The organism is Streptantibioticus ferralitis (assembly GCF_029223525.1).
GTDB lineage: Bacteria > Actinomycetota > Actinomycetes > Streptomycetales > Streptomycetaceae > Streptantibioticus_A > Streptantibioticus_A ferralitis.
The window spans coordinates 120,858-132,639 of the sequence record NZ_JARHTQ010000019.1; the positions used below are offsets into that span (position 1 = coordinate 120,858).

General features: G+C 67.6%; 10 protein-coding genes. 8 read left to right on the forward strand and 2 right to left on the reverse strand.

Annotated features, from left to right (window positions below):
• The first annotated feature begins 248 nt into the window (after window positions 1-248).
• From P2L57_RS25825 to P2L57_RS25840, 4 genes are read left to right on the forward strand one after another with little or no spacing between them, the layout of a single operon-like run.
• Window positions 249-968, forward strand: coding sequence for a TnsA-like heteromeric transposase endonuclease subunit (locus tag P2L57_RS25825; RefSeq protein WP_275818459.1), 720 nt, complete (start codon window positions 249-251; stop codon window positions 966-968).
• Entirely contained in the window at window positions 965-3,097 is a 2,133-nt protein-coding gene (locus P2L57_RS25830) for a TnsB C-terminal domain-containing protein (protein WP_275818460.1), read from the forward strand. Before P2L57_RS25825 ends, P2L57_RS25830 begins: the two co-directional genes overlap by 4 nt.
• The gene (locus P2L57_RS25835) at window positions 3,094-4,212 is read left to right on the forward strand and encodes an AAA family ATPase (protein WP_275818461.1); all 1,119 of its coding nucleotides are present in this window, start codon (window positions 3,094-3,096) and stop codon (window positions 4,210-4,212) included. Before P2L57_RS25830 ends, P2L57_RS25835 begins: the two co-directional genes overlap by 4 nt.
• The gene (locus tag P2L57_RS25840; protein ID WP_275818462.1) at window positions 4,209-6,866 is read left to right on the forward strand and encodes a TniQ family protein; all 2,658 of its coding nucleotides are present in this window, start codon (window positions 4,209-4,211) and stop codon (window positions 6,864-6,866) included. Before P2L57_RS25835 ends, P2L57_RS25840 begins: the two co-directional genes overlap by 4 nt.
• Here P2L57_RS25840 and def read toward each other — a convergent pair.
• Window positions 6,841-7,503 carry a peptide deformylase gene (gene def, locus P2L57_RS25845; protein ID WP_275818506.1) on the reverse strand — a complete coding sequence of 221 codons (663 nt, stop codon included), beginning with the start codon at window positions 7,501-7,503 and terminating at the stop codon, window positions 6,841-6,843. The genes P2L57_RS25840 and def overlap by 26 nt on opposite strands.
• A gap of 111 nt (window positions 7,504-7,614) precedes the next feature.
• On the opposite strand from def, the gene P2L57_RS25850 reads away from it, so the two are divergent.
• Entirely contained in the window at window positions 7,615-8,196 is a 582-nt protein-coding gene (locus P2L57_RS25850; RefSeq protein WP_275818463.1) for a winged helix-turn-helix domain-containing protein, read from the forward strand.
• A 369-nt stretch (window positions 8,197-8,565) separates the two neighbouring features.
• Here P2L57_RS25850 and P2L57_RS25855 read toward each other — a convergent pair whose 3' ends face one another.
• Window positions 8,566-9,144, reverse strand: coding sequence for a TetR/AcrR family transcriptional regulator (locus tag P2L57_RS25855; protein ID WP_275818464.1), 579 nt, complete (start codon window positions 9,142-9,144; stop codon window positions 8,566-8,568).
• A gap of 91 nt (window positions 9,145-9,235) precedes the next feature.
• Between P2L57_RS25855 and P2L57_RS25860 the strand changes: the two genes are divergently transcribed.
• The 3 genes from P2L57_RS25860 (at window position 9,236) to P2L57_RS25870 (ending at window position 11,761) form a co-directional block, all read left to right on the forward strand.
• Window positions 9,236-9,682 (forward strand): anthrone oxygenase family protein, encoded by a 447-nt coding sequence (locus tag P2L57_RS25860; RefSeq protein WP_275818465.1) that lies wholly within the window; start codon window positions 9,236-9,238, stop codon window positions 9,680-9,682.
• Between the two features lie 384 nt (window positions 9,683-10,066).
• Window positions 10,067-10,507 carry a MarR family winged helix-turn-helix transcriptional regulator gene (locus P2L57_RS25865; protein ID WP_275818466.1) on the forward strand — a complete coding sequence of 147 codons (441 nt, stop codon included), beginning with the start codon at window positions 10,067-10,069 and terminating at the stop codon, window positions 10,505-10,507.
• A gap of 354 nt (window positions 10,508-10,861) precedes the next feature.
• Window positions 10,862-11,761 (forward strand): alpha/beta hydrolase, encoded by a 900-nt coding sequence (locus P2L57_RS25870; RefSeq protein ID WP_275818467.1) that lies wholly within the window; start codon window positions 10,862-10,864, stop codon window positions 11,759-11,761.
• The last annotated feature ends 21 nt before the right edge of the window (window positions 11,762-11,782 follow it).

Genomic DNA, 11,782 nt, shown 5'->3' on the forward strand with positions numbered 1-11,782 from the left:
GTGAGAACACCCAGGTCACGGCGCCGGTATATGGCGCGGGCGCTGAGAACCTACAGCGGTGTAGGGTCTCAAGAACGGGGCCATATTCTCAGGGCTGACTGCATATCAGGGCCATATATGGCCTTGTGCTGAGACCTGCAGTTCAGCGTACTCACTCATTCGGGTGGTACGAGTCGCTTCTGCCCACTCTCCTCACGCCAGGGTGGGCATCGTGGGCGTACAGGGCCTCACTCGGCTGGGGGTACGCCATGGACAGTCCCACCGCAGTAGTCAGTGTTCGCTCCCGAAATGGCAAGAGTGTCGAGGACTTGTCGTGGATGACGGCGTCTGTCGACCTGCTGGGGTCGGCGGCCCCGTGGCGCACGTTCCGTTGGTATCGCGGGCAGAAGCACTACTCCGGGGCGTACTGGTCGGCGACGATGCGGGACCACGTGATCTATGAGTCGCGGCTTGAGTTGGCGAGGCTTCTCTTTGCTGACTTCGATCCGTCCGTACACCGCATCGTGGCTCAGCCGTTCTTGATGAAGACCGTGGTGGCGGACAAGGTCCGCAAGCACATCCCTGACTATCTGCTGATCACCGGCCAGGGGCCCGTGGTGGTGGATGTCAAGCCACGTCAACGGCTGTCCATGCCCGAGGTGGCGTCCACCTTCGACTGGACCCGGCGTGTGGTGGAGTCTCGCGGCTGGCAGTACGAGGTTTGGAGTGAGCCGCCGGAGGCGGAACTGGAGAACATCCGCTTTCTGGCCGGCTATCGGCGGGACTGGTTGCTCTCACCCGAGATCCTGGATGAGCTTCGCCGAGCTGACCTTGACGGTGTCTTGTTGGGTGAGGCAGCCCGGTGTCTGCCTGGTTGGCCCGAGATCCACGTTCGTGCCGCGGTCTATCACCTGCTCTGGGTGCATGATCTTCACACGGAACTCAGCCGACCCCTCAGCCCTTCACGGGTGTTGCGGCAGGCAGCGTGAGCAGGGCCGGGGCCCGGGTGGGGGTCGGAACGCGTTTCCGCTACGACGGGGAGACCGTCGAAGTGGTGGAGATGGCCGCGACCACTGCGGGGAATGAGGTGGTTCTCAAGGACGGCCAGGGTCGGCTTCTGCGCCTGTCGTTGAAGGAGCTGCTGTTCTCCGACCGGGCGGCCGTGATTCCCGACCAGCCCGGCCCAGCGGCTGACGACGCCGAGGAGATCGCCTCGGTGGTGCTGGACCAGCTGCACGAAGGTGAACGGCTTCAGATTCTCGAACGGGCCGCACATGTCCGTGAGGTGCTGACGGGTTTCCGCTCTGGAAGTCCTGAGCGGGTCCACGACGGGGAACCTCGTCGCGATTATGCGCCCGGCGGGCCGGTGGAGCCCAAGTACGCCGCCAAGGCGATGGAACTTGGGGTTCATGTCCGCACCGTCAAGCAGTGGGTTGCGGACTTCCGGCGGCACGGAGAGGCCGGACTGGTTGCGAAGAGGAAGCAGTCTGGCGGGGCGGCGGCTGGAGCTGATGAGCGGTGGGTGGAGACGGCTTTGGAGGTGATGGTCGAGCACACCGGAGAGTCGAAGCCCTCGCGCAAGATGGTGATTGAACGCACCCGGGCACGTGTCATCGCCCGGTATGGCCCTGACGCGGTCCGTCTGCCGAGCCAGGCAACGGCTTACCGGATTCTGGCGGAGCTGGAGTGTCGCCATCCGTTGTTCCGGCTGAGTACGAAGCGGAACCGGGATATCGCGGATCGGCCGGAGGGTCCGTACGGCAAGTTGCGGCCGACGCGGCCGGGTGAGTACCTGTTGATGGACTCCACCCGCCTGGACGTCTTCGCGTTCGACCCGCTGACGCTCAAGTGGGTGCAGGCCGAGTTGAGTGTCGGGATGGATTGGTACACCCGCTGCATCACGGGGATCCGGCTGACGCCGGTCTCGACAAAGGCAGTGGATGTCAGCGCGGTGCTCTTCCAGTCGTTCCGGCCGAGGCCGGCGGGGCGGGACTGGCCGCGGCACGCGGTCTGGCCCGAGCACGGCATCCCCCGCACCGTCCTGGTCGACGTCGAGGGCGCCAGCGGACCGGGCCTGGCCTCGCCACCCCTGGTTCCCGAGACGCTGGTCGTTGACCACGGGAAGGTCTACGTCTCGGAGCATCTGACCAGCGTCTGCCGCCGGATGGGCATCTCCATCCAGCCGGCCCGGCTCCGGACGGGCCGCGACAAGGGGCCGGTGGAGCGCTATTTCCGGACCCTGCGGGAGGGGCTGCTGCAGGTGCTGCCCGGCTACAAGGGGCCCGACATCTACTCGCGGGGAGAGAACCCGGAGGATGACGCGTTCTTCTTCCTCGACGAGCTTGAGGCGATCATCCGGGAGTGGACCGCGTCGGTGTATCACTGCAGGCCGCACTCCAGCCTGGTCGATCCGGCGCTGCCGGGACTGCGGATGTCTCCGGCGAAGATGTTCGAGCACGGCATGGCGCGGGCGGGCTACATCGAAGCTCCCCGGGACCCGAACCTCGCCTACGAGTTCCTGAAGACCGAGTGGCGCACGATCCAGCACTACGGTGTCGAGATTGGCCGTCGCCGCTACAGCGGCCCCGGTCTGAAGGGCCTGAGTGGTATCCGGAGTCCGTACGACGGCCCGGTCAAGAATGGCTGGCCGTTCCAGGTGGACCCCGACGACATCACACGGATCTACTTCCGTGATCCGGCTACCCGGGCCTGGCACACGCTGGTCTGGGAGCACGCGCCGTCGACCGAGATGCCGCTGAGCGAGGACGCGTTGACATTCGCCCGGCAGCTGGCCGCCTCGAAGTATCGCTTTCCCGACGACCGGCTCGCCGTCGCTGACTTGCTTCAGCGGTGGAACCTCGGACTGGGCACCACGATCGCCGAGCGGCGCATGGCCCTGCGACTCTCACGTGAGCAGGCCGCCATCGAACTTCCGGAGAGTGAGGCGGAGACGGTCGTCTCGCTTCCGTCCGTACGCAAGGCCCTCGGCCAGGACGAGGAGGCTGCGGAAGCGCAGGAGCCCGAGGTGGCGACGGAGACGGGGGATGACGACGCGGCCGACTTGGATGACCTCGCTGAGGAGAACGACTTCTACGCCGATGCTCTGGAGGACGTGTGAGCGAGGAGCGTGTTCCTGAGCCGGACAGCTTCGCCCTGTCGCGGAAGGAGGACTTCAAGGCGTTCGCCGAGGGCCCTCGCCGCAGTCGGCCCGATCTGCTGACCCGCAAGCAGCTGAAGTCCCTGGACACGCAGGCACGGGCGGACTACGACCGGCAGCGCCGGAAGTGGCACGCGAACATCGGACCGGTCAAGACACCACAACTGGTGGAGCTCCACGAGGACTTGTGGGACATCGTCGACAGCAACGAGCAGGATGGCGACAAGGCCAAGGGGGCGGTGGCCGTCGACGCGTTCCCGGGGCTGGGCAAGACGACCTCGGTGCTTGCCTTCGCCCGTGACTTCCACCAGCGGGAGATCGAGGAGTCGGGTCCGTTCACGAGCCAGGGGCACGAACGGATCCCGGTCTGCCGGGTTGGGCTGACCGGGAACACCGGGATGAAGGACCTGAACCGGGCCATGCTGGAGTTCTTCGGCCACCCCGGACAAGGGCGGGGCACCACCGCCCAGTTCGGACGGCGGGTTCTGGACTGCGTGTTGTCCTGCGATGTCCGACTGGTAGTTCTGGACGATCTGCACTTTTTGAAATGGGGACAGAAGAGCGGCATCGAGGTGAGTAATCACCTGAAGTGGATCGCCAACGAGTTCCCGGTGACCTTGTTGATGGTGGGGGTCGAGCTCGCGGAGAAGGGCCTGTTCGGCGAGGGAACGAACGGGCGCGACACGGCTCTGGCCCAGACCGGCCGTCGCACCACCCGCTTGGGACTGCGTCCGTTCACCATCGACGCGGAGGCCGGGCGCCGTGAGTGGCGGCAGATGCTGCTGGCCCTCGAACAGCGTGTCGTGCTCACCGACAAGTACCCCGGCATGCTCGCGGACGACCTGTCGGACTACCTCTTCGCCCGCAGCACCGGACACATCGGTTCGCTGATGACGCTGATCAACCGTGGCTGCCAGCGGGCGGTTCGCACCGGCGTGGAACGGCTGGACCAGGAGCTGATGGACCGGGTGAAGAACGATGAGGCGTCCGAGGCAGCCCGCCTGGAACTTCAGGCCGCGCTAGAGAAGAAGCGGCTGACCAGCCGTCCGCGGCCCCGGGGCCGACGAGCCGCATGAGGCCGTCGGCCCGCACCCTGCCGATCCGGCTGCCGCCACTGCCCGGCGAGGCACTGGACTCCTGGCTGGAAGCGACGGCCAGGCGGATGGACACCACACTCGGTGACGTCCTGCTGCACTTCGGGTTCCCGGTCCGGCAGCGGGCCGGAAACCAGTTCCGGGACATCCCAGCGGACTGGACGATTTTCCTCGACGAGCGGTTGACCGCTGCCGTCGCGCACGCCACCGGCACGGTCCCGGAGGTGGTCACTGCCATGACCTTGGCGCACTATGACGGACGGGCCCTGCAGATGAGTCCCGAAGGCCGGGCTGTGACACGGCATGTCCTATGGGGACGCGGACGGGGATCCCGGTTCTGCCCGGACTGCCTCCACTCCAGCGGCGGACGCTGGCAGTTGTCCTGGAGGCTCGGCTTCTCCTTCGCCTGCACCCAGCACCGTCGCCTGCTGGCGGACCGCTGCCCGCACTGCGGGCGGGTTCCGCGGCAACGGCCCCGCTCCGGGCGGTCCGTTCCCCAGCCTGAACTCTGCGGCAATCCGCCGATCCGCCCCGGCGGTCCGGTTACGGCTGGCTGCGGCGCCGATCTGACCTGCGCTTCGACGCTTCGCCTGCCTCCTGGCCACCCGGTTCTCACGGCCCAGGACCGGACGATGGAGATCATCGATGGGGCAACGGTGGCCTTCGGCCCCTACCGGGATGTTCCCCAGCCGGCACCGGCGGTGCTGGCCGACATCCGGGCCTTGGGCATCCGCGTCCTGAGCAGCCTTCCCGCCGCCGTCCTGCGGGAACAGATACCGGCCGACATCGCAGAAGCGCACCTCGCCACCGATCCGGTCTCCCCGCACCCCGAACAGGCGGCGGACCGCCCGGGGTTCATGGCCCCACCCCGAGCCGCAGATGCCGCCGCCGCGGTCACCATGGCCCTGGGCATCCTGGAACAGCCGGGAATCCACTCGGCCGGCGAGGCCCTGCGCGGCCTGCTGGAAGCAGTACGTGAGGAACTCACGCAGATCTCTGTGACCAGCATCGACGACTGGGGCCGCGGCATCAGCCCGGTGCTGCAGTCCGTGCACCTGGCCGCCCTCGCCCCTACCCTCCGCCCCAGCGAGCACCTCCGCTACCGCACCACGACCGAGACTCCCCGTCGGCCGACAAAGGCCACCCGGGATATCGAGCAGCGAGCCAGGAAGATCCCCACGATGTTCTGGCCGTCCTGGACGGTCCGGCTCACACCGCCCGAAGGAATCCATGCACGGGCCCTGGCCCCCGTCCTTGCAGCCCTGCTGCTGATCCCCGACAGCCGTACTTCCCTGGACCAGGCCGCCGGGTTGGTCGGCGACGTCGTCGACGGCATCGAGATCTCACGCCTCCTCCAGGAACTCGACGACCTTCCACAATGGCCGGACATCGTCACCGCCCTGGACCGGCTCACCGACCACCTTGACGCCGATGACGTCCCCATTGACTACGGCCGACGCCGAATCCTCGACTACACCGGCTTGCTTCCCCGCGACCGTTGGCTGGAGATCTGCCGCCGCACCGAAACACCGCCGGGGACCGGAAGGCGCGAACGCATCGCCCGCAGCCAGCTCTTCCGACGCCTCAGCGGCCTGCCTGCCGAGTCTGCTCCCGACGACCTGGGCGGGCTCGACAGCGCAGAGTTCCGGGCGACGGCCTTGCACTTCACCGCGCTTCAGACACCCGAACTCGCACACGCCCTCCGGCAGGAGGCCCTCGAATTCCTCGCCTCGCACCACATCCACGACGAGCCCGTGACCTGGCAGCCTCCTGCCACCTTGCTGGCGGGGCTCTCCCTTCCCGCACCCGACCCGATGCACGTCGACCTACCCCGCCTGCACCAACTCGTCCGAGAGCGCCAGCACCCCGTTCAGCACGCCGCCCAGGTCCTGGGCACGACCGTCGAGGCCATCCGGCATGTCCTCGACGAACACCCAGCCCCCGAACCCCCGCTGACGAAGAACGCCGCCAGAGCCACCGGCCGCATCCGGCAGCAAGCCCGGCAAGCCATCCCGGAAGAGCACTTCACCCAGCTCTACCTCGGCGAGCACCGGTCCCTCCAGCAGATCGCCACCCTGACGGGCTTCTCCCGCAGAGTGCTGACCGATCTCGCCAAGGAGTACGGCATCCCGCTCCGCGAAGGTCCCCAGGACTACAAGCGCCGCAGCACCATCGAACGGGACTGGCTCATCGAGCAGTACGTCCACCGCCGCCGAACTCTGCCCGACCTCGCCCGCGAAACCGGCATGAGCACTGCGAATATGGCCCGCTGGGCCCACATCCACAACATCCCACTCCGGCCACGCGGCGGAGCCAGCCACCACACCGCCCTCCGCACGCCCGAGCAGGCCGCAGATGCCCCCGCCATCCTGCGTGACGCCCTGACGAGCCCAAATGCCCGGCAGCGACTCGAACGCTTCGCTGCCGCCCTGCCCTACCCCACCGTCACCGAAGCCGCCCGAGCCCTCGGCATTCACCAATCAACACTGACAACCCAGATCAACCGGCTCGAAAGGGACCTGGGCCGCCCCCTGATCGAACGTGCTGAACGGGGGCGCAGGATGCGACCCACGCCCTTCGGCAGAAAAGTGGCCGTTGCAGCCAAGCGCCTCATTGGCCCAGGCGGGCGGCCTTGATCGCGCGTTGGGCGAAGACGTCCTCACGGCGCTCGGCCATCTGCCGCAGCGCGTCCTTGCGGTCCCGCTTGGAGAGCCGATCAAGATATGTGTGGCCGACGAGGTGATCGGTCTCATGCTGGAGGCATCGGGCGAAGTAACCCGTCCCTTCGATGACGAGAGAGTTGCCGTCCTTGTCGAACCCGCGAGCGACGGCACGATCGGTGCGGGGAACCGCCATGCCTGCGCCGGGCACGGACAGGCAGCCCTCGAAGTCGTCAATGAGCCGGCGGCTACCCGGATCGGGCAGGTCCAGAACCGGGTTGATGATGTGACCGACATGCCGGATCCCATAGTCGTCCGGGCAGTCATACACGAACAAGCGCAGGTCAACGCCAACCTGGTTGGCAGCCAGGCCGGCACCATCGGCCACATACATGGTCACGAACATGTCGTCGATTAACGCCGACAACTCCGGAGTCCCGAACCCGGTCACCTCCCGGCACGGACGGCTCAGCACCTCCTCACCCACCACCGTGACCCTGCGAACCGAACCCCGTTGCGCCTCCGGTGGCAGAGCCGGATAGGCGTCCACTGGGCTGCCTTGCACACGGACTCGCCGGTCGACGGGACGGGGCCGCTCGTGACGAACAGACATGGTCGTCTCCCTTTTGCGCATGCCACAGATGCCGCGGTGGTCACCGCAGCGGATGCCTTCAGCACGGACTGCCCCTTGCCAAGGCCTTTGCAAAGTAGCAGACTTTGCAAAGTGACTGAAGATGACGTCAACACCCCGGACAACCAGGCGGCCGACAGCGGCGAAGAATTGCGTGAGCACGAAGTCCGCACAGCCCTGCTGGACCTGTTCGCCGAAGTCGGCACCGTCACGGCGACCGAAGCCGCCTCCCGGCTGGGTTACAGCTCTGGCCTCTGCTCATTCCACCTACGTCAGCTCGCACGCCACGGATACATCGAAGAAGCCCCTCACCGAGGGGGCCGCGCACGTCCATGGCGTCTGAGGCGGCGCACCCCCGCTGCCGACGGTCCCATGGCGGAGGAGCAGTTCGGCGACTTGGCTCGTGGGCTGGAGGACGAAAGCTGGCAGCGATGGCTGACCCAGCGAGATGAAGCGCCGTCCGAATGGCGCCACGACGAAGCCTTCAGCGCCGTTGCCTACCTGACGCCCGAAGAGATGAGCCGGGTCGCGGACGTGATCCGACGAGCCCTCGCGCCCTACCAGGACCGCGAGCAACGCCCCCTGGCCCGGCCCGACGGCGCTCGACCGGTGGCCCTCATCACTCGACTGTTCCCCCTGCTTCCCCACACGGCAGACGGCGCGGACCAGGACTGAGGAGTCGTCGGCCGTTCCGCACTCACTTGAGGAAATGACACGACGCTGAGACAGCAGGCAGATGAAACGACGTGAGACAGCCTGAAAATGTCCAGGTCACCGCGCTGCCGCATGACACAGCGGCTGAGAACCTACACGGTCTGTAGGGTCTCAACTTCCGTGTCATTTTCTCCGCCGCAGTCTCACGCGGATGTCATGTCGCAGGTCAGCGGCTTGCATCGAACGTGTCCTGTCGCATTGAAGCTGTCGGATTCCCACTCGGTCTCGTTCGTGCTGGCAGATTCTCAGTGCGGTGGCTCTTGAGCGGCGATGCCGTAGGCCGACAGCCAGGCCGGAAGACCCCGGCTGCCCTTCGGCCCAGACGGCGTGTCAGGCCATGGCGAGCCGCTCCACCAGCAGCTCCACCCTCCGCTCGGCTTCCGCCGGCGGCAGCCGTCCCGCCCGGGTCAGGGTGGCCAGCCCGTGCAGGGCCGCCCAGAACACCTCGGTGAACAGTCCCGGGTGGACGCCATCCCCGGCAACCTCGCCGAGGCTTTCCAGCAGGGCGGCGAAGGCGTCCTTCAACGGCTCCGGGGTGTCCTCGGCCGCGAAGGCCAGGCCGCCGTCGAGTTGGAACATGGCGTCGTAGACCGCCGGATTGCGCTCGGCGAAGTCGAGGTAGGCGCGGGCGAGGGCGGTGACCCGGGTGCGCGGGCCGGCCGCGGCCAAGGCTGCGGCCCGCACCGCCGCGGCCATCTCGGCGGCGCCCTGGAGGGCGACGGCGCCGATGATCTCGCGCTTGCCGCGGAAGTGGCTGTAGAGAACGGGCTGGCTGTACTCGATGCGGTCGGCGAGCCGGCGGGTGGTGACCGCGTCCCAGCCCTGCTGCTCGGCGAGTTCACGGGCCGTGGCCACGATGAGGCGCTCGCGGGCCGCCCGTTCGCGTTCCTTGCGTTCCTGTACCGACATGGTTCGATTCTAGCACCGCTAGACAATCGAGCGGCGGCAGTACTAGCGTCACCTCATCATCTAGCGGCGCTAGATCCCAGGAGGGGTCATCATGCTCGACGCACTCAAGGTCGTCACCATCGTGGTCGTCGGAGTGATGGTGGGGGTGGAGTTCTCCGTCGCCTTCGTCATCAACCGGATCCTCAAGGCCCTCCCGGACGACAGCTGCCTGAGCGGCCGCGCCCACGGGGGCCGGATACTCGGCGCCGTGATGCCGTTCTGGTACATCGGTTCGCTCGTCCTCGCCGCAGTCTGGGCCATCGCCGGATGGCACCGCCACGGCGCCGGCCTCGTCGTCATCGCCGGCGCGCTGCTGATCCTCAGCGTGATCATGTCGCTTCTGCTGCTCGTCCCGATCAACAACCGGGGCAAGACGTGGGCCCCCGAGAACCGGCCCGCCGACTGGAAGGAGCAGGCGAACCGCTGGGACCGCTTCCACTACGTCCGCGTCGCCGTCATCATCGCCGCCTTCGCCCTGCTGGCCGCCGCCCTCGTCTGAGCCCGCGGGCCGAGACCGCGCAGGTGGCACGCACTCCTCCACTCCGTGGACGGTAGCGACTTCCGCGAATGCCAGGCCGTTCGAGAACCCCGGGCCTCCGCCTTCTCAAACGACCTGGCATCCCAGCAGGTCAACGGCTCGCCATCGGACAGATGCGCTGCGACAGGACAGAACAGGAGAGCTGAGGAAATGACACGGAAGTTGAGACAACCGACGGGTGACACGGCGTGAGACCCTGCGGAACGCCCAGGTCAGACCCATTAGAGACTCGGCGGATGACACGAGCCGCGAGACCCTACGCGGTCCTAACCTCCGGGGTCCGGCGGCCGGTTGCTCAGGTGGTCGGTCGCCCGGCCCGTCTGTGATGGTGGAACCATCACGCCGATGCCAGGTGGAGACCGGCGCACAGGCCGGCGGAGACGGCCATCCGGTTGTTGCGCTGCCACACGCCGATCGCGGAGTCGCCAGCCTGGGCCAGTCCGGCGATGGAGAGGACGGGGACGAGGCCGGACCGATCGTCCCCCGCGAGCAGGGCGAGCGGCGTCGCAGCAGGAGCTGGCCGCGCGGATGGGCATCGCGCCGAGCCTGGTGGTCTCGCTGGCGGACCATCTGGAGGGGCTCGGCGCAGTCCAGCGGGTACGCGACCCGCAGGATCGGCGGCGCCAGGTGCTGACCCTCACCGAGGAGGGCCGCCGACTGCTGGACCGTTGCGAGTCCGCGGCGCGCGCCCTGGACGAGGAGTTCGGGAGCGGACTGACGGCCGATCAACGCAGGGCGCTGGACGAGGCGTTGCAGGTGCTCGCGAACCGCGTCGGCCTCCCGTAGAAGACGCGACGCACCAGCGCGGCCGGGCATCCTGACCGAGTCGAACGAAGTCGTGACGCCCAACGTGGGGACCGGCACGGCGGGGCGGGTTTTTTCAGGCGGAGTCCGCTCTTGGGGGGCGGGAGAAAATCGGAGGCCGTACGGCCGTGCGGTCGGTACGATCCCGGTGTGGCCTACATGTTCGTCCGCGTTCGGACTGCCTGAGACAGGGTGCTCAGCCGTCGGTCGCTGAGCGATCGACGGCTGTCGAGGTAACCCCACAACAGACCAGCAGGGTCTTCAGTCGGCACTGCCGTGTGGATGTCGCCACAGGCGTGCCTGCCGCGCCGCCTCAGAAATGGACTGATTTCTCAAATGGCTTCCGTATGCCCTGATTCCGCCCACCCACGACAGGCCCGCGATGCCGGACCCACGTTCGTGCTGGTGCACGGTTCTGGCTCCAGCTCCTTCATGTGGGCACCGATCCAGCGTGAACTCGCGTTGCTCGGGCACCGCAGCTTCGCCGTCGATCTGCCGGGGCACGGGTTCGACGCCCAGTACCCCGTCGCCTATCAGGCGCCGCAGGATCTCGACGCGTTGGCGGTCGAGCCGTCGACGTTGGCCAAGGTCACCTTGCGGGACAACGTCGACGCGGTCGTTGATGTCGTACGCCGGGTGGTCCGTTACGGGCCGGTGGTGCTGGTGGGCGCCAGTCTCGGTGGGACCACCATCACGGGGGTGGGCAACACCGTCCCCGATCTGGTGGATCGGCTTGTGTACATCTCCGCTTGGTCGTGCGTACAACACTCCAACCCCGTCGAGTACATGCGGGAGCCCGAGTTCGGTGCCAACCTGCTGGGCCCGCTGTACGCGTTGAACGTCGGGGACCCGGCCGAACTCGGTGTCGGGCGGGCCAACTACCGCACCGCCGACCCGGCCCTGCTCGCCGCCCTCAAGGCGGCGGTCATGGCGGACGGCACCGATGAGCAGTTCCGGGCCTTCCTCAACATCCTGCAGCCGGACGAGTCGCTGTCGGTGATGACGGGCGACGCCCGCGGGCACGCCGCCACCTGGGGCACGATCGCCCGCACCTACATCCGTCTTACCGGCGACCGGTCGCTTCCGGTGGCCATGCAGGACCGGTTGATCGCCGAGGCCGACGCCCTGACCCCCGACAACCCGTTTGACGTGCACACTCTGGACACCAGTCATGCCGGGTTCCTCCTGCGACCGGCGCAGGTGGCTGGCATCCTCGACCGACTGGCCGTCCGCTGACGGCCGTGGCGACCACGTTCG